This window comes from Streptomyces sp. NBC_01446, assembly GCF_026340095.1.
In the GTDB taxonomy this organism is placed as follows: Bacteria; Actinomycetota; Actinomycetes; order Streptomycetales; family Streptomycetaceae; genus Streptomyces; species Streptomyces aureus.
The window spans coordinates 1,093,440-1,111,488 of record NZ_JAPEPO010000003.1; the positions used below are offsets into that span (position 1 = coordinate 1,093,440).

Genomic DNA, 18,049 nt, shown 5'->3' on the forward strand with positions numbered 1-18,049 from the left:
CCCTAAGAACGACTCGTCGCGTAGTCGGGGACAGCGGCGACCGAGGATGCCGGGGGCCGGACGGCCGCCGCAGGGGCGCAACCCCCCTTACTGAAACGGGGGGTTGCCCCAATGTGGTGCGTGGGGCGAGAGCGGCAGAGTTCAGGCATGACCTTCACCCGGTTACACGGAAGATTCGTTGCGTCCGGCGCACTCGCCCTGGTGTGTGCTGCGACCGTATTGGCAGTGACAGGGCACGCCGACACGCTGCACTCCCCCTCGCCCACCATCGCCGACGCCTTCCAACAGAGGGCGATTCGCGGCTCGTTGGTCTCGACGACTCTCGTCGCGGACCTGGACGCCACACAGGTCGAGGCCCGACTCGAGAAGGCGGGTATCGACGCGGCGCAGGTCCGCTACGGCGTACGCGCCCACCGGATCGTGTACCGCACGATCGACACGGAGGGACGGCCCACGACGGCCAGCGCACTGGTCGCGATACCCAAGAACCACAAGCAGGACCTCCGGGTCGTGTCCTGGCTGCACGGCACCGAGGTGTACCGGGGCGAAGTCGCCTCCGTCAACGACCGGTCCCCGGACCGCGCCACCGCGTTGCTGTTCGCCTCGAGCGGCCTCGCCGTGTCGGCCCCGGACTACCTCGGCCTGGGCGAAGGCCCGGGCATCCACCCGTACGGTGACCCCGAGGCAACCGTCACTGCACCACTGGACGCGCTCCGGGCGACCCGTGCGTTCGTTCAGGAAGCAGGCCGTGACATCGACCGGAAGGTACTCGTCAGCGGATTCTCCCAGGGCGGACCCGCCACCATGCTGCTCGGGCGGGCCCTGCACCAAGGCGCCGACACCTACTTCCGCCTGGGTGCGCTCGCCCCCATCGCCGGCCCGTTCGACCTGAGCGGATTCGAGGCCGCCGCAGCGGACGACAAGCTCGATCGGTCGCCCCTGTACCTCGCCTACCTCACCACTGCGTGGAACCGGATGTACGGCCTGTACGACTCCCCCGGCGAGGCATTCCGAGCCCCGTACGACAAGAAGGTGGAGAAGCTCTTCGACGGCAACCACACGGGCGGCGAGATCGCCGACGCGCTGCCGCCCACATCCAAGGAACTGTTCACCGGCGAGTTCCTGAACAAGGTGCGCAACCCCAAGGGTGAACTACGACGCCAACTGCACGCGATGGACACCACCTGCGACTGGCGTCCGGACGTCCCCGTGCACCTCTTCCACGCCACAGGCGACAAGGACGTACCCTTCACCAACTCCCAGCAATGCGAAGGGCAGTTGGCCACCAACGGGGCCGACTTCGAGCTGACCGACGTCGGAGACGTCGACCACCGCACGACCGTCCTCAAGGCGCTGCCTCACATCGTGCACGAGTTCAACACCGCACGCTGACGTCGTGCCACTCCGGTGCCCCCTGAGCCATCCAGGTCAGGTGGACACCGGAGGCGAGAGGTGCGATCACTGGATGACCCACTCCCAGGAGGAGCCCTTCTTGTACTCGTCGGGGGTTTCCGCGTCCGTGCTCCAGGCCAGTCGGGCAGGCTGCTTCGACGGGGCGCCGATGAAAACGGAGCACAGCGTGTGTGTCTCACCGACGTCCCATCCCATGTAGACGTCTCCCACGGGGCAGCCACCTTCGACCGTGCCCGCATGGACGACCAGACGCTCCGCAGCGGGTTCAGCGTCCTTGTCGAGGATCGCTGCATTGGCGTTGAGGTCGGGATTGGAGTTGTCGGGCACCCCTGACTTGAGGGTGTAAGCCACGAACACGAAGTACGGGGTGCCACCGCCCATTTCGTCGTCGCTGTAGTGACCCTCGCGCATCTGTTCCTGGGTGCCCTTGACGATCTTCGAGGCGGCCACCTGGAACTGTCCGCCGCCGGAGACCTCGGGCTCGAACAGCTTCGGAGCAGGGTGGCCCATCGTCAGCGCGGGGGTCCACTCCACCGGCTTTCGCGGGCTCTTCCGACGGCCGCCACTCGCCACCTGGGCGCTGTCACTCCGCGCACCGCGGTGCTTGGAACCGCCCGACTCGTTCCGGTCCCCGCTTCCGCCGCAGGCGGGGAGTGCGAGCCCGAGTACGGTGGCCAGGAACCCGGAAAGGGCCCTCGAGTGGCGCGGCATGATGTGCTTTCTCCCCTGATGTACGTGCCGGGGGAACGCGGCTGGACCGCGACGAGTCCCCCTCGTGACGACCGCGCGGCGTGCGTCATGTGCATGCTAGATCATCTCCTGACCCGTGAACTCCGGGCTCCGTCGCCGGGACCAACCTCCGGGCGGGCGCCGACAGTTCGATCCAGGGCCGCCGCCGGCATCCACAGCCGGTAAACGAGGTGCGCTCCGGGGAGCGTCCCTCGTAGTGTCCCCTGCGCACGTTCGACATTCGGCTTGACCAGGAGGTCTCCGTGCCCCGGAACACCATGTCTGACGAAGATGACACGCGCACCGCCCAAGCGGTCCTGCGTGAGGCCAACCACGCGCATGGCGTGCAGTTCCAACTGCTTCGACGGTTCGACGACGGAGTCCAGTCAGGGGCCTGGCTCCTCACCGATGACACCGGCCGACATGCCGTACTGAAGTGGAGCCCGGACCTCTCCTGGGCCCCTCAGATCGAACGGGCCGCCGCTGGCGTCGCCAAGATCCGCACTGCCGGATATCCGACCCCCGCCTGGCTCGCCGTCGGCACCAGCGCCGACGGCTTCGGATACCAGATCCAGGAATTCGCACCTGGTCACACCAGACCACAAGTGACCGCGAGCGAGGCCCGGTTGCTGATCGGCGTCCTGGAGATGCACGCCGGTCTCGACCCCGACCCGCAGCGATGCTGGTCGGAGTTCGTGACCACCCGCATGGCCGGTGAGGACCTTTGGCGGCAGACGGCCGGGACCGGACCGACCGGACAGGACCTCGTCCACGCCTGCGAGCGGCTTCTCGCCGCCCACGGACCTGTCACCCTGCCCACCGAGGACCTGGTCCACGGCGACTTCCGCCCCGGCAACATCCTGTTCGACGCGGACCGCGTCAGTGGCGTCATCGACATCGAGGCACTGGGCAGCGGCACGAGAGTCTTCGACTACGCGACGCTTCTGAGCGCCCACGACTTCACTCCCGGGGCTCTTGAGATGCTGTGCGACGCCGGCGAGCAAGTGGCCGGACCCGGTGTTCTGGCCTACTGCTTCGCCCAGGTCGCCCTCGACCTCACCGTCTTCGTGCACCAGCGGAACCTTCAACTGGGCATTCAGAACGTGGGCAAGCTCCTCGAGCGCACGCTGATCCTTCTCCATCGCGCGGAGGGACGGGGCTGAAGCCCCCCACCGCAGCAGACACCCCTCCCCTCGGGAAACCCCCAGGGGGATTGGCCCACGCCGCGCGGATGGAGTGATCAAACTGCGCAGCCTGCGCTCCACCCTGTGGACGCTGGTGGCCACCGTCGCCGGGATGCTCGTCATCGGCATCGTGACCATGGCCAACACCCACGCTCCCCCAGTGCCCGGACCAGGCCGACACATACGACCCGGTGAACAACGTGCTGGCCAGGATCGCCCTCGGCCAGCTGATCGTCGGCGTACTCGGCGTGCTCGTGGTCACCGGCGAGTACGCCTCCGGCGCGATCCGCTCCACACTCGCCGCGGTCCCGAACCGGCCCCTGCTCCTCGCCGCCAAGGCGGGCGTCTTCGGCACGGTGACGTTGATCCTCGGCGAACTGGTCGCGTTCGCCCCCTTCTTCGCCGGGCGGCTCGCGCTCTCCGACGGCGTTCCGGTGCCCGGCCTCGGCGACCCGGGTGTGCTGCGCGCGGTGGTTCTTTCGGGCGCCTATCTCGCCATGGTCGGGCTGCTCGGTATCGCGCTGGGCGCCCGTCGTCCGGTACACGGCCGCGGCCGTCGGAGCACTGGTCGGGCTGCTGTACGTGCTGCCCGCGGCGCTGTCGGGGCTCACCGGGGTCACGGTGGCGAAGTACTTCCCGACCATGATCGCCGGGAACTCGCTCGCCGTCTCCAAGCCGGTGGCCGACGTACTCTCGCCATAGGTGGGCTTCGGGGTGCTGTGCGTATACGTACTTGCAGCGCTCGGCGCGGGAGGCTGGCTGCTGACGCGCCGGGACGCGTAACCGCCCCGCGGCAGATACGTACGCCGGTACCTACACCAGGCACGTACAGCAGAGACGTACGGCAGTGACGTACACGCATAGGTACTTACGTACAGGAGACTTGAGCCATGCACGAGTCAGCCGGGGAGCGTCCGCGGGAAGGCGCGCGGGCCGAGCCCTCACGTCGGTTCTCCCCGGGCGCCGTCCTGCGCGCGCCGTTCACGGCTCGCGCCTGGGCCGAAGTCGCGTACTGCCTGATCGGTTTCCCCCTGACCGTCGTCGGCACCGTCCTCGTGCTCGTCCTGCTCGCCCTCGGCACCGGTCTCACCGCCTCCCTCGTCGGCACCGTCCTCGGGCTTGCGCTCGTCGTCGCGGCGGTCGGCCTCGCGCGCGGCTGCGCCGCCGTGCATCGCCGGCTCGCCCAGGGGTTGCTGGGCGAGCGGGCGGATGCGCCGCCGCGGCTGCTGCCGACGGGGAAGGCGTTCGCGCGGCTGGACGCTCGGCTGCGCGATGCGGCGGGGTGGCGTTCGGTAGCGTACGTCCTGGTGAAGCTGCCCGTCGCCGCCTTCGGCCTGTACGCCGTCGGCTGGTGGCTGACCGCCCTGCTCAATCTCTCCGCACCACTTCGCTGGGCGGTCTTCCACCAGCGCCCGGCTGCCGGCGAGGCGGGGATGCCGACGATCACGCCGATCCCCTTCGGCGGTGGCGCCCCGCACAGCACGAGTTTCGCCGGGACCTTCGTTGCGGCGGCGATCGGCGTGGTGACGCTGCTGGCGGCGCCCTGGTTCACGCGTGGCGTCGTCGCCGTGGACCGCTGGCTCATCCGGGCACTGCTCGGCCCGGGCCAACTCGCCGAACGTGTGAGGAGTTTGGAGGAGAGCCGCGCTCTCGCCGTCGACGACTCGGCGGCTCTGCTGCGCCGCCTGGAGCGCGACCTGCACGACGGGGCACAGGTCCGGCTGGTCGCGTTGGCGATGAGCCTCGACATGGCGAAGGAGCGGCTGGGCAGGGACGGAGAACCGGTCGCGGACCCGGCTCGGGTACGGCAACTCGTGGACACCGCGCACCGCAACGCCACCGAGGCCCTCGCCGAGCTGCGTGACCTGGCGCGCGGTATCCACCCCCCGGCCCTCGACGACGGCCTGTCCGACGCGCTGTCGACACTGGCCGCGCGGAGCACCGTGCCCGTGGAGCTCTCGGTGGACGTGACGCAGCGGCCGACGCCGGCGATCGAGACGATCGCCTACTTCTGCGCGGCGGAGCTGCTCACCAACGTCATCAAGCACAGCGGCGCGCGCCGGACGGTGTTGCGAGTGGCGCAGGAGGACGGGTTGCTGCGGCTACGGGTTACGGACGACGGCCGAGGCGGGGCAACGCTCGGCGCCGGAAGCGGGTTGACGGGCCTTCAGCAGCGGGTGCGGACGGTGGACGGGCGCCTCGACGTGTCGAGCCCGAGCGGCGGGCCGACCGCGGTGACGGTGGAACTGCCGCTCCACGCATGAGTGACACCGTGACGGACGCCATGGATGACGCTGTGAGTGACATCGCGGACGGGGCGCGCGCAGCACGTCGGCGTCTGCCGTCCCCCGATCGGACCCGTGAGAGCATGCCCCCATGCGCATCGTGATCGCCGAAGATGCCGCCGTGTTGCGGGAGTTGCTTGCCCAGATGCTCACCGAGCGTGGCCACGAGGTGTGCGCGGCCGTGCCCGACGGCGACACGCTCCTCGCCGCCGTCGCCGAGCACCGGCCCGACGTCACCGTCGTCGACATCCGGATGCCGCCGACACACACCGACGAGGGCCTGCGAGCCGCGATCGGCATCCGGCGCGAGCACCCGGGCACGGGTGTACTGCTGTTCTCCCAGTACATCGAGACGAAGTACGCGACCCGGCTGCTCGCCGCGGGCTCCGCCGGGGTCGGCTACCTGCTCAAGGACCGGGTCGCGAACGTCGCCGAGTTCACCGACTCCCTGTCCCGCGTCGCCGCCGGTGGCACCGCTCTCGACCCGGAAGTGGTCACACAGTTGGCCGGTGCGAGCCGTCGTGGGGACGACCTGGAGTCGCTGACGGCACGCGAGCGCGAGGTGCTGGCGCTGATGGCCGAGGGCAGGACGAACGCCGCGATCGCGCAGACGCTGGTGGTGTCGGCGGGCACGGTCGAGAAACACGTCGCGGCCGTCTTCGGCAAGCTGGCCCTGCCCGCGTCGGAGGACGCGAACCGGCGCGTGCTGGCCGTACTGCGCTACCTGGAGTCGTAGGCGACGCCGGTCCGTTGGGGTTCAGGGCGGACCTGTGGGCCGTGGTTGACGCCGGTCCGCTGGGATTCAGGTCGAACCTGTGGGCCGTGATTGACACCGGCCCGCAGGGGCTCAGGTCGAGCCTATGGGCGTAACTAACCCCGTTTGGAGGGGAGTTCAGCGGTCCTTCGGGTCGAGCAGCCACAGCCCCAGGACCACCAGGAAGGACAGGCACAGGAAGCCCGCGCCCCACCAGGCCGTGCCGGTCTCACCCATCATCCACTCGTTGACGATCACGCTGAGGCCCCAGAGCTGGCCGATGACGACGGTCATCGCCAGGACGAGACGGGCGGTGAGTTTCGAGGAGCGTTCCGGCTCCTGGTCGCTGCCTGCGCCGGGGCCCGGACCCGTGCGCTGGATCCGGGGGTCGCCGTAGCCGCTGGTCGGGCGGATCTGCGGGTAGCGCTCCTGGACGGGGCGGTTGAGGCGCGGCTGGGCGCTGCCGGGGGTGTAGTCGGGCATCGGGGGGAGGCCTTCGGGCTGTTCGGTGCTCATGTCTGCTGGTTCCTCTCCCCGTTGGCGCCGTTCGCGACGGGGCAGCCCAGCTGGGCCCTCGCGGCAGGCTGCTGGCCGGCGAACTCGCGGCACACCGCGTCCTGGGGGCTTTCGCCGGAGCGGGCCGTGGCGACCGCCCAGACGCTGCCGTCGGCCTGTTCCACGAGCAGTACCTTGGGCAGGCCGCGCGGTGGCGGGCCCGCGGTGACCTCGCCGGTGCGGGCGTCGAAGACGCCTTCATGGCAGGGGCAGTACAACTCGCCCTCGCTGCCGCGGTCCTTGCGCCACAGGACGCCGCAGGCCAGGTGCGTACAGACGGCGGAGTAGCCGACGAGGCTGCCGTCCGTGAGGCGGACGGCGACGGCGCGGTCGTCCTCGCCGGGGTAGCGGAAGGCGATGGACTCGCCGGGGGCGAGCCGGTCCGTGATCCGCTTGGCGTCCGGCGCGCCGTTGGTGTCGCCGTGCCGGCGCAGCACTCCCCCGGCGACGGCGATGCCTCCGACGGCCAGGCCGCCGGAGACGGTGGCGACGATACGGAGGTAGTCGCGGCGCGTGGTGAGGGAGTCGGCGGAGATGCGGTCCTCGAGCGCCGCCTGGGCCGAGTTGTCGTCGGTGCCGTGTTCGGGGACAGGGGGCTGCTCGGTGACGCTCATCGGGTCACGTCCTTCCCGTTGACCTGGACGATCGGCAGCCCTCCGGGCACCGGCCACTGGACCTTGTCGGCGGGGACGACCATCGCCACGCCGGTGTTGACGACGACGTCGCCGAACGTGAAGGAGTCCGCGACCTGGACGCCCGGGCGTTCGGTCTGGAGTTCCTCGAGCGTTCCGTAGAAGAGCGCGCCGGTCGGGCAGACCGTGGCACACATGGGGGCGAGACCGTAGGCGGTGCGGTCGTAGCAGAGATTGCACTTCATCTGCAGCTTGGCCTGGAGGTCGATCTTCGGTACGCCGAAGGGGCAGGCGTTGACGCAGTTGGCGCAGCCGATGCAGCGGGTGGTGTCGGCCTGCTGCACCACACCGTCGGCCGTCACCAGGATCGCGTCGGCGGGACACACCTCGGCGCACGGGGCGACCGGGTCCTCGCAGTGCATGCACACCGTGGGAAGGGACGCCACGGAGTGGCCCTCGTCGGGGTAGTCGAGGTGAATCATGGACTTGCCCCGGTGCGAGTCGCACTCCCGGCAGGCGGACACACACGCCTGGCAGCCGATGCACCGCCCCGGGTCGATGAAGATCGTTCTACCCATCATGGCGTGACCTCAGCTCCTCTCGGCGGTGCCACGGCCCTGCGGGGCCGTGGGCGGCAGGGGGTCGGTGCGGGACACCTGGGCTTCCGGGTACGCGACCTGGCCCGGCGCGGTCGGGGGCGCCGGCACCTCGTCGATCTGTTCGGCGGCCTCGATGCGGCAGGCGCAGACCTTGTACTCGGGGATCTTGGATCGGGGGTCGAGGGCGTCGATGGTGAGCGCGTTGGCGGCCGTGGGGACCGGCCAGTGGTACGGCACGAAGACGGTGTCGGGGCGGATCGCCTCGGTGACCAGGGCGGGGAAGACCTCACTGCCCCGGCGCGTCACGACGCGTACCGGGTCACCGTTCTTGAAGCCATGCGAGGGGTGGACCTCCGCCCATGGGCGTGGGGTCTGTTCGACGAGGGCGCCGAGCCTCCGTGTCTGGTTGCCGGACAGGAAGTGGGCGACGGTGCGGCCGGTGGTGAGCGACATGGGGTGGTCGTCGTCGTACGGGTCCATCGGCGGGTGCCACTCCACGGTCTGGAGGTGGATCTTGCCGTCGGGGTGGTACGACCTGCCGTCCTCGAAGAGGCGGGGGGTGCCGGGGTGGTCGGTGGTGGGGCACGGCCAGGCGATGCCGCCGGTCTCTTCCAGGCGTTCGTAGGTGATTCCGTAGTAGTCGTTGACCGTGCCGGCCGACGCGATGCGCAGTTCCTCGAAGACCTCGCGGGCGCCGGGAAAGTCGAACTTGTCGCCCACGCCCAGGCGTTGGGCCAGCCGGCACATCACCCAGGTGTCGGTGCGTACGCCCTCCGGCGGCTCCTGGGCCTTGTTGTGCTTGACCACCCGGGCCTCGGCGTTGGCCATCACGCCCTCGTCCTCGGCCCAGGTGGTGACGGGGAAGACGACGTGGGCGTTGTCCGCCGTCTCGGAGAGGAAGAAGTCGAACTGGGCGTGGAACTCGAGGGTGTCGTAACCGTCCTTGACCGTCTTGTAGTTGGGGAGGGAGACGAACGGGTTGTTGCAGATGCCGATCAGGCCGCGGATCTCCTGGCGCTGCATCTGCCAGACCATTTCCATCATCGACGTGCCGGCCGCGGGGAGTTCGGACTCCTCGATGCCCCAGATCTCGCAGATCTGCCGTCGGTGGTCCGGGTTCAGGATGGAGCGCCCGCCGGGCAGCAGGTCGGCCTTCTGGCCGTGCTCGCGGCCGCCCTGGCCGTTGCCCTGGCCGGTGAGGGTCCCGTAGCCGGCGCCCGGCTTGCCGATGTTGCCGGTGGCCACGCAGAGGTTGATGACGGTGAGGCAGTTCTCGACGCCCTGCGAGTGGTGCTCGATGCCCCGGGCGTGCCACGCCATGGCGTTGTCGGCGCCCGCGAAGGCCCTGGCGACCTGGACGACCTGAGCGGCGGGGATCCCGCAGATCTCTGCGGCCCGTTCCGGGGTGTACGTCGCGACGGTGTCCTTGACCTCGTCCCAGCCGGTGGCGTGGGCGGCCACGTACTCCTCGTCGAGGAGGTTCTCGCGGATGACGACGTTCAGTACGGCGTTGAAGAACGCCGAGTCGGTGCCCGGCTTGAGGGCGACGTGGATGTCGGCCGTGCGGGCGATGGCCGTCTCGCGCGGGTCGATGACGATGAGGACGGCGCCGCGGTCGCGGGCGCCCCACACGTACTGGGTCATGACCGGGAAGCACTCCCCCACGTTCGACCCGGCGATCAGCAGGCAGTCGGAGAGGAGGATGTCGGAGAACGGGTTGCCGGCCCGGTCGATCCCGAAGGACAGCTTGTTGGCTCCGGCGGCGGAGACCATGCACAGGCGGCCGTTGTAGTCGACGTGCTTCGTCTTGAGGGCGACGCGCGCGAACTTGCCGACCAGATACGTCTTTTCGGAGAACAGGCTCGCCCCGCCGAGCACCCCGAACGCGTCGTTGCCGTGGGCGGATTGGATGCGGCGGATCTCGGAGACGGTGAAGTCGAGGGCTTCCTCCCAGGTCGCCTCGCGGAAGGGTTCGTCGCGGGAGCGGCGCATGAGGGGGGCGGTCAGCCGGTCCGGGTGGTTGACCTGCTGGTAGGCGTTGATGCCCTTGGGGCAGAGCCGCATCCGGTTGATGTCGTGGTTGCGGGGCTCGACACCGAACACCTTGCCGCCCTTGTCGACGCGCAGATACATCCCGCACTGCACGCCGCAGAAGCAGCAGTGTGTGGGGACGAGGGTCTCGCCGTTCTGGTCGGCATGCCACTGGTCGGCCGGGATGCCGCCCGCGTCACGGAAGTTGCGGGTGCCGGGCGGCGCGATGGAGGGGTCGAGCGGGATGTACTGCCGGGTCACTTGAAGCCCTTCTTCACGTCGCTGAGGTATGCGCTACCGCGCAGCACCCGCTTGCAGCGCGGGCAGTACTCGGTCCAGGTGTCGAAGTCGAGCTTGAGGTCGCGCATGGTGCCCTGGAGGTTCTCGATGTACGGGGCGGTGTCGATCAGCTGACCGCAGCGCTTGCAGTGGAAAAGCTGTTCGTCCTTGCGGGCCGTGTACTTGAACAGCTGCATGCCGACGGCGGCCGGCCGCTGCACGATGTGGAAGAACTTCCCGAACGGGATGTAGATGAGGGTGAATACCACCGACACCATGTGCAGGATCGCCAGGAACTCGTAGCCGCCGCCGTGCAGGAAGATCGACGAGAAGGTGAGGAGCAGGCCCGTCACCGAGATGACGATCAGGGCGATCAACGGGACCAGGTCGTAGGCGAATCGCTGGCCGGTCATCGCTCCGCGGTCCTTCATACGCCGCCAGAGGAAGTACGAGGCGCCGGGGATCACCAGGACGGCGGCGATGTCCAGGCCGTGGAACATCAGCCAGCCGAGGATGTTCAGCGAGTCGAAGCCGATGACCTTGATGCCCCAGATCCGCATCGCGTAGCCGGGGCCCGAGCCGGACGGGGAGGTGAACGTGAACCACCCCCAGGTCAGCGGGAAGGTGATCAGGGAGGCCAGGATGCAGCCCCAGAAGATCAGCTGGTGGGCGGCCCAGCGGGCGTGCGAGCGGGCGCCGAGGAACTTCTGGAAGCCGAGGTAGGTGGCGATCATCCCCGGCAGCGCGGTGGGCGCCTTGCGGAAGTTGTCGGCCGAGAACAGGCTGCGCCAGCCTTGCTTGAACAGTCGGCGCGCGCCCGGGGCGGAGATCCACACGGTGTAGCGGTAGGCGACACCGAAGGCCAGGAACACGGTCGCGACGGCGTACGGGAGGAGCGCCGAGTCGAAGTCCTGGAGCATCCGGCTGCCGAACACGATGGCCAGGATCAGCAGCACAGACACGATGGTGCCGGCGAGCGTGGCCCGCCGTGCGACGGAACGCGGTCCGGGCCCGCCGGCCACGCCGGCAGGCGGTGGCGCGTCCAGGGTGGGGGCCGCGTTCGAGGCGGCGGCGGGGGGTGCGGGTGGCTCAGTCACCCGGCCCACGATAGGAAGCTTTATACCTGTTTCGACCGTTCTGGGAGGCGTGCGAGTGACGTGTCGGCGGGACGCGCGCTCAATGGGGCACGCCCGCCCGGCCCATGACGAGGCCGCACACACGCCCTACGGCCGTTCCGCCCCGATGTTCCGCATGCGGCCGTACGCGTAGACGCAGCCGGCGAGAGCGAGGTCGGACAGCAGCATGAATCCGATGGAGTACGAGTTCTCGGCGCTGTAGACCGCGCCCATGACGAGCGGGGGCACGAAGCCGCCGAGGCCGCCCATCGCGCCGACGATGCCGGTGACGGAGCCGACCTGCGGTTGCGGAGTGACCTGGGAGACGAGCGCGAACACGCTGCCGCTGGCCGTGCCGAGTCCGGCGGCCATCACCAGGAAGCAGATCGTGCCCACGGGGTTCAGCTTCGGGTCGAAGGCCTGGACGATCGCGAAGAGCGCGACGACGGCGAGGGCGCAGGCGGTGACGGTGGCCGGGTGGACACGGTCGGACAGCCAGCCGCCGATCGGCCGGAAGATGACCGTGCCCAGGGCGAACCCGGCCGCCTTGGTGCCCGCGTCGGTCGGGTCGAGCTCGTACCAGGTCTTGAGATACGTGGGCAGGTATACGCCGAACGCGACGATGCCGCCGAACCCGATCGCGTAGAGGAACGACAGTTCCCACGTCACCCTCAGACGTCCCGCCTGCCCGAGCCGGGTGGCGAGCGGGCTGGTGGGGACCGGCCGGTCGGGGCGGTCTGTGATGAGGACCAGCGCGAGCAGCGCGAACGCGGCCAGCGCGACGGCGACCACGATGAACGGCAGGTTCTCACCGTGCTTGGCGATGCGCGGTGTGAAGTAGCCGGACAGGGCGACACCGCCCATGCCCATACCGAAGATACCGAGCGCGAATCCCCGGTGGGCGGGCGGGAACCACGAGTTCACGAGCGGGATGCCGATGGCGAACGTGGTGCCGCCGACACCGAGGAGGAAGCCGACGCCGAGCATGGCGACGAAGGAGTCCCTGGCGGGGATGACCAGGAGCACCGGGATGATCGTCAGGGCCGAGACCAGCGGGAACATCCGCTTGGCGCCGTAGAGGTCCGTGAGCGCGCCGACGGGTACGCGGCCGAGGGAACCCACGATGACGGGCACCGCGACGAGGAGCGACTGGCTGAACGAGCTCAGGTTCAGACGTTCCCCGAAGTCGCTGCCGAGGGGAGCGATGAGGGCCCAGGCCCAGAAGGTGAGGGTGAAGCCGACGGTGGCCACGGCCAGGTTGCGGTAGGCCGCTGAGGGCGGCCGGGTGGTCGTCTGCTCCGGTGCAAGGTGTTCCACATGCCGATGCCAGGAAGGCAGGGGATGTCCGGCCTGATCTGGTGCTCCGATCGATTCGCGCACCCCGGGCTCGCGTCAGCATATGTTGACACTCGTCGAGCGTCAGCATATGTTGACGGCCATGGAGAGCACACTCGAAATCGCCGAGGGCGCCGCCAGCAGCGACCCGGACACCGGGCTCCGCGCGGTGGCCGCCCTACGAGAACTCACCGAACGACTGGAGATCCTCCAGGTGGAGAACGCCCGCAAGCTGGGCTGGTCCTGGCAGGACATCGCGGAGCGGCTCGGCGTCACCAAACAGACCGTGCACCGCAAGTACGGCCGACTGATGGGGAGTCGATGATGTTCGAACGCTTCAGCCCGGACGCCCGCACCGTGGTGGTCCACACCCAGGAACACGCCCGCCGGCTCGGCCACAACCACGTCGGCCCGGAGCATCTCCTGCTCGCCCTCGTCTCCCTGGACCAGCCCGCGAGCGCCGTACTGCGTGAGCACGGCGTGACGCCGGAGGGCGTGGAGGAGGAGATCGTGCGTCTGGTCGGACTCGGGGCCGGGTCCCGTCTGTTCGGCACCCTCAACCGGGACGCGCTGGCGTCCGTGGGGATCGATATCGACGCGGTGCGCGCCAGGATCGAGGAGTCCTTCGGACCGGAAGCCCTCGCGCGCGCCGACAGCGCCGTCCACAGTGGACGCCGCCCTTCGAGGCGCGGCCCGCGTCGCGCAGTGCCCACGGCTCTCGCCCGCCACTGGCGCCGGCGGCGCGCCGCCCGACGCCCCGTCCTCACGGCAGCGGCCGCCGCCCCCGCCGGCTTGTACCAAGTCGCCGGCGCTCGCTCCGGCGGGCACATCCGGTTCTCTCCTCGCGCCAAGGAGAGCCTTGCGAACACCGTCCGCGAGGCACAGGCCCGGCACGACAGTTACATCGGCGTCGAGCACCTCGGCCTCAGCCTCGTCACCATGACCAGCGGCCTCGTGCCTTCAGTGCTGTCGGCGCTCGGCGCCTCGGCCCCGGCGTTGCGCACCGCGATCACTGACCGGTACCGGCAGGCGAGCTGATCCCCTCCTCCCCCCGGTCATCAAGGCGCCGTCGCCGTGGTCCGGTCGGGGGCGGGCGGGGCCGTCGGGTCGACGGTGAGGACGAGGAACGTCGCGACGAGCGCGCTGGCCCCCGCGAGCCCCGCCGCAAGACGGCGGCGGGCCGTAAGAGTGGGGAGGGGCGTGGGGCCTGCGGGCTTGCGGTGGCGTCCCATGGTGGGTCTCTCTGTTTCGGTCCGGGCCGGGTCAGAACGTGAAGCACTCTGCGTGGATGTGGTCCTCGGGCACCCCGGCCCGTACCAGCGCCGTCGTGGCCGCGGCCGTCATGCCGGGCGGCCCGCACACGTACACGTCGTGCTCGGCGAGTTCGGGCACGAGATTGCGCAGGGCCTGCGGTGCGAGCGGGTCGAACGAGGCGTCCGACGGGCCGAGCAGATAGTGCAGGGCCGCCTGCCTGCCGCGGGCGATCGCCTCCAACTCCCCGCTCAGGAAGAGATGTTCGGTCGTGCTCGCGCGGTAGAGGAGAGTGAGGTCGCCCGGCGCTCCCGGCAGCGTCTCGAACAAGGCCCGCAGGGGTGTGATGCCGACGCCGCCCGCCAGGAGCAGTACCTTGCGCCGGGTGCGGCGGTGCGCGGTGAGCGCGCCGAACGGGCCGGTGGCCAGGACGCGCGTGCCCGGCGCGATTCTGCGGACGCGGCGCGTGTGCCGGCCAAGTGCCTTGACGGTGATACGCAGTTCGTCGCCCCGCACCGGCGCCGAGAGGGAGAACGGGAGCGACGTGTGCCACAGCCCGCCCCTGAGGAATCGCCAGCGCAAGAACTGGCCGGGCTCGGCACGCAGCCCGTCGAGCCCGATTCCCTGCATGACGACGGAGAAGACGCCGGGCCCTTCGCCATGGACGGCGACCACGCGCAGGCTGTGCCGTAGCGCCTGATGGATGGGCACGACCAGCCGGTACCAGACGAGCAGCACGGCGACTGTCGCGTGCAGGAGGGCCCAAAGCCACCGCGTGACCACGTCGCTTGCCACGTCCGGGCCCGCGAGTTGATGGACGAAGCCCAACGCGGCGCCCAGGTACGTGAGCAGATGCAGGGCCCGCCACGTCTCGTGGGTGACGCGGCGGCGCACCGCACGAGCGCTGCTCACGCCGACGGCGACGAGCAGGCCCATACCGGCGGACGCGGCCGCGATGGCCGGGTAGCCGAGGAGGTCCACGACGGTGGAGACGAGGTCGGTGCCGGCGTGGGTGGCGTATCCGCACACCGCGAGGACCAGATGGGCCGCGCACAGCTCCAGGACGTGGCGGCCCCCGGTGGCGTGACGGCGGGCGAGGCGGTCGGCGCCGACTCCGTGCTCGACCGCGGGGATGCGCGCCATGAGGAAGAGCATGACGAGTATGCCGTAGCCGGCGAGCAGTCCGGTGAGGTGTGCGCCGGTCGCGAAGAGCGCGTCGAGGCGCGCCGACGGTTCGGCTTGCACGGCCCAGAGGGCGCTGACGCCGGTGCCGCCCGCGACGATGCCGGCGCGCAGCGCGCGGGGCGAGTTGCGAAGGGGCGCGGCGGGGCGGCCGATGCGGGGCTGGCGGGTGGGCCGCGGGGGTATGGGCGGGAGTTCCGCGCCTGGGCCCTCGACGTGGCGCAGGTACGCGTTCAGTGCGGGGTACCTGGAGAGTTCGGATGCGCTGGCGGCCTCGGTCGTCACGCAGCCACAGTAGGGGTGGGGAGGGGTGAAGAAGGCCAGGTCAGGGCCTTCGTACTGATCCTTAAGGCGGGCTTGAGGATCGCCTCACGAGTGGTTAAGCCACGGCCGCCTCCAACCCGGACGCAGGGCCGCACGACCGCGCCGGAAACGCTGCTCCACGTTTCCGGCCTCTTCGCCAGGAGGTCACCGTCGCGGACAAGAGTGACTCCCGTACCGCACAAAGGACTTCGACTTCTTGTACACAATGTCGGACAGGCCGGGGACCCGACGCCCCTGTGGAGCGAGATACGAACCACTGGCCCCCTGGTACAAAGAACACGTCTTCGGCTCCTCCCGACCGTGCCTCACCTATCGGACACGGCTCACGAGACAGATGTGCCGGCCAGACCGGCCCGCGCCGAAGCCCCCGCACCGAGCCTCGACCAGGCATGCCGGGCGCACTGATCAACAGGTGGCTCAGAGCAGCCCCCACCCGTGCAGAAAGGCCGACGGTTTGAACCCGCAGACATTTCAGGACGAGGCACCTCCCCACATACCCGCGCCGGGTCAGCGCATTGTGATCATCGAGGACGACGAGGCGCTGGGGCGCTCCGCCGCCGCCCACATCGGCCGCTGGTACGGCACGGTGCACCGCCTGCCGCGGCCCGACGACGACACGCTGCGGGAGCACCTCGGTCAGTCCGTCGATGCCGTCGCCGTCGTGTCCCGTGACGACATCGTCGCCCTGCGCTATGCCTTGCTGGCCGAACATCTGAAGCCGGGCATCCGGTTGGTCGTGACCCTCTTCGACCGCACGGTCGCCGACGAGGTCTCCCGTACGGTCCCCAACTGCACCGTCTTGAGCATGACCGATGCCATCGTGCCGAGCCTCCTGGCGGAGTGCCTCGCTCCGAGCTACGCCATGCTCCAGCCCGACGGCGGCGGCGTCATCGCGGTCCGGCGGGAAGACGGGACCACTTCCGTCGAGCACCTGCACGGACGCGCTCTCGCGGCCCACACACCCGTTCACCCCCGGGCGTCCTTCCGTGCGTGGCTGCGCTCCCTCGGGACCTCGGCCAAGGCTCTCATCGCGAGTCTCGCCGCTCTGTCCGTGGCCTTCTCCGTGGACATCGCACTCGGCGTCCTCGTCCTGCACGAGCACTGGACCGACTCCGTGTGGAACGCCGCCCGCGCCCTCACCACGATCGGCTCCTCGCCGGCGGCCGAGCACGGACCCGGCTGGTACAAGGTCCTGTCCGCCGTCTCCATGCTGGCCGTCCTGGTACTGGCGGCTATCTTCACCGCGAGCGTCGTCGACCGGTTCACCGGCCACCGCATGACGAGCATCCTGGGCGCCCGCTCCATCCCCCGCCGCGGCCACGTCATCGTCGTCGGCCTCGGACAGGTGGGCCTGCGGCTGTCCGCGCGACTGAAGGACCTCGGCATCAAGGTCGTCGCCGTGGAACGCAACCCCCAGGCGGCCTGCCTGCCCCTGGCCCGCTCCCTGAACATCCCCGTCGTGCTCGGCCGGGGCGGCGACCGCTTCCTGCTCGAACGCCTCTCCGTCCTGCGGGCCCGCGGTCTTGCCGCGGTCGGCTCGGACAGTCTGGCGAACATGGCAGTCGCGGTCGCGGCCCGGGCCGTCGCCCCCGACCAGCGGATCATCCTGCGCGCCGGAAGCGACGAGGTCACGACGGACTCGCAGTCCCTGTTCCGGATCGGCGCGGTCTGCGACTTCCCGCGCATCGTCGGCGCGTTCGTCGCCGCGTCCGTACTGGGCGCCGAGCCGTCCAGCGTCTTCGTCGCCGAGGACCGCACCTGCGCCCTGTTCCCGGACGGCCAGGTGGTCGACCTCGCCACGTGGGACACACGCCCCACCGATCCCCGGCAGGGCGCGAGCGAGAGCGAGGCCGGCCGCACTGCGTCGGACGCCGAGGCATCAGCGGCCACGAACTGAGGGGAGCCTCGACTGGCATTACGTACTCGGGGGCCATGAGGACCCTCCTGCGCTGCGCCCGCTACGTCAGCGACATGGCGGGCACAGCGCAGGACTTCGCGGGCCGAAGGACTCAGGTGTAGGGGCAGAGGTAGGCGACCGTGTCGGAGATGCGCACGGTGAAGGACTCGTCCGCCTCGATCTGGAAAGAGTCACCCTCGCCGAAGGTCTTCCACTCCCGAGAACCGGGGAGCTTGACGTCCCAGGTGCCGCGGATCAGGATCATCCACTCGCGGGTCGGCGCCTCGAACTCCCACTCCCCCGGCTCCATGACGCCAACGGTGAACTTGCCCTGGCTGTTGGCAAATTCCAGGCTTCGGACCTGACCGTCGTAGTACTCGTTCTGCTCAATCGATGCGGATCCCTGTCACGCGCTGTGCGCCGGACTCCACTGCGGAGTCGCTCTTTCCTGGTGCCTCAACTTCGGACACTTGGGCGCTATTTG

General features: G+C 69.9%; 18 protein-coding genes. 8 read left to right on the forward strand and 10 right to left on the reverse strand.

The features are described from left to right. Positions 1-225: 225 nt before the first annotated feature. Positions 226-1,392: a S9 family peptidase gene (locus OG456_RS49730; RefSeq protein ID WP_266571703.1), complete on the forward strand. Its 1,167-nt coding sequence runs from the start codon at positions 226-228 to the stop codon at positions 1,390-1,392. Positions 1,393-1,458: 66 nt separating this feature from the next. Here OG456_RS49730 and OG456_RS49735 read toward each other — a convergent pair whose 3' ends face one another. After that, positions 1,459-2,124 carry a hypothetical protein gene (locus tag OG456_RS49735; RefSeq protein ID WP_266571704.1) on the reverse strand — a complete coding sequence of 222 codons (666 nt, stop codon included), beginning with the start codon at positions 2,122-2,124 and terminating at the stop codon, positions 1,459-1,461. A 296-nt stretch (positions 2,125-2,420) separates the two neighbouring features. Here OG456_RS49735 and OG456_RS49740 point away from each other — a divergent pair, with 296 nt between their 5' ends. The 4 genes from OG456_RS49740 (at position 2,421) to OG456_RS49755 (ending at position 6,347) form a co-directional block, all read left to right on the forward strand. Continuing rightward, positions 2,421-3,305, forward strand: coding sequence for an aminoglycoside phosphotransferase family protein (locus OG456_RS49740; RefSeq protein WP_266571705.1), 885 nt, complete (start codon positions 2,421-2,423; stop codon positions 3,303-3,305). Between the two features lie 212 nt (positions 3,306-3,517). Continuing rightward, positions 3,518-4,177: a hypothetical protein gene (locus OG456_RS49745; RefSeq protein WP_266571706.1), complete on the forward strand. Its 660-nt coding sequence runs from the start codon at positions 3,518-3,520 to the stop codon at positions 4,175-4,177. A 39-nt stretch (positions 4,178-4,216) separates the two neighbouring features. After that, positions 4,217-5,590, forward strand: coding sequence for a sensor histidine kinase (locus tag OG456_RS49750; RefSeq protein ID WP_266571707.1), 1,374 nt, complete (start codon positions 4,217-4,219; stop codon positions 5,588-5,590). Between the two features lie 112 nt (positions 5,591-5,702). Continuing rightward, positions 5,703-6,347 (forward strand): response regulator transcription factor, encoded by a 645-nt coding sequence (locus OG456_RS49755; protein WP_266571708.1) that lies wholly within the window; start codon positions 5,703-5,705, stop codon positions 6,345-6,347. A 156-nt stretch (positions 6,348-6,503) separates the two neighbouring features. Here the strand turns inward: OG456_RS49755 and OG456_RS49760 are convergent, their stop codons facing one another. The 6 genes from OG456_RS49760 to OG456_RS49785 form a co-directional block, all read right to left on the reverse strand. Next, on the reverse strand, positions 6,504-6,881 hold the full coding sequence (locus OG456_RS49760) for a hypothetical protein (protein ID WP_266571709.1): 378 nt from the start codon (positions 6,879-6,881) through the stop codon (positions 6,504-6,506). Beyond that, the gene (locus OG456_RS49765) at positions 6,878-7,534 is read right to left on the reverse strand and encodes a ubiquinol-cytochrome c reductase iron-sulfur subunit (protein WP_266571710.1); all 657 of its coding nucleotides are present in this window, start codon (positions 7,532-7,534) and stop codon (positions 6,878-6,880) included. Before OG456_RS49765 ends, OG456_RS49760 begins: the two co-directional genes overlap by 4 nt. Then, positions 7,531-8,133: a 4Fe-4S dicluster domain-containing protein gene (locus OG456_RS49770; protein WP_266571711.1), complete on the reverse strand. Its 603-nt coding sequence runs from the start codon at positions 8,131-8,133 to the stop codon at positions 7,531-7,533. Before OG456_RS49770 ends, OG456_RS49765 begins: the two co-directional genes overlap by 4 nt. A 9-nt stretch (positions 8,134-8,142) precedes the next feature. Then, complete coding sequence (locus OG456_RS49775; protein ID WP_266571712.1) at positions 8,143-10,443, reverse strand: molybdopterin oxidoreductase family protein; 2,301 nt, start codon at positions 10,441-10,443, stop codon at positions 8,143-8,145. Next, positions 10,440-11,558, reverse strand: a complete 1,119-nt coding sequence (locus OG456_RS49780; protein ID WP_266571713.1) for an MFS transporter — start codon at positions 11,556-11,558, stop codon at positions 10,440-10,442. Before OG456_RS49780 ends, OG456_RS49775 begins: the two co-directional genes overlap by 4 nt. Before the next feature lie 126 nt (positions 11,559-11,684). Beyond that, positions 11,685-12,893, reverse strand: a complete 1,209-nt coding sequence (locus OG456_RS49785) for a nitrate/nitrite transporter (protein WP_266571714.1) — start codon at positions 12,891-12,893, stop codon at positions 11,685-11,687. A 121-nt stretch (positions 12,894-13,014) separates the two neighbouring features. Between OG456_RS49785 and OG456_RS49790 the strand changes: the two genes are divergently transcribed. Next, positions 13,015-13,236, forward strand: coding sequence for a helix-turn-helix domain-containing protein (locus tag OG456_RS49790; RefSeq protein WP_116502088.1), 222 nt, complete (start codon positions 13,015-13,017; stop codon positions 13,234-13,236). Then, positions 13,233-13,949, forward strand: a complete 717-nt coding sequence (locus OG456_RS49795; RefSeq protein ID WP_266571715.1) for a Clp protease N-terminal domain-containing protein — start codon at positions 13,233-13,235, stop codon at positions 13,947-13,949. Before OG456_RS49790 ends, OG456_RS49795 begins: the two co-directional genes overlap by 4 nt. A gap of 20 nt (positions 13,950-13,969) precedes the next feature. On the opposite strand, the gene OG456_RS49800 is transcribed toward OG456_RS49795, so the two are convergent. Beyond that, entirely contained in the window at positions 13,970-14,143 is a 174-nt protein-coding gene (locus OG456_RS49800; protein ID WP_266571716.1) for a hypothetical protein, read from the reverse strand. A 31-nt stretch (positions 14,144-14,174) separates the two neighbouring features. After that, a complete protein-coding gene (locus OG456_RS49805) occupies positions 14,175-15,629 on the reverse strand; it encodes a ferredoxin reductase family protein (RefSeq protein ID WP_266571717.1) in 1,455 nt (484 codons plus the stop codon). 493 nt (positions 15,630-16,122) lie between these two features. Here OG456_RS49805 and OG456_RS49810 point away from each other — a divergent pair, with 493 nt between their 5' ends. Then, positions 16,123-17,565 (forward strand): NAD-binding protein, encoded by a 1,443-nt coding sequence (locus OG456_RS49810; protein WP_266571718.1) that lies wholly within the window; start codon positions 16,123-16,125, stop codon positions 17,563-17,565. A 112-nt stretch (positions 17,566-17,677) separates the two neighbouring features. Here the strand turns inward: OG456_RS49810 and OG456_RS49815 are convergent, their stop codons facing one another. Further along, positions 17,678-17,956, reverse strand: coding sequence for a pyrimidine/purine nucleoside phosphorylase (locus tag OG456_RS49815; RefSeq protein ID WP_266571812.1), 279 nt, complete (start codon positions 17,954-17,956; stop codon positions 17,678-17,680). Positions 17,957-18,049 lie beyond the last annotated feature (93 nt).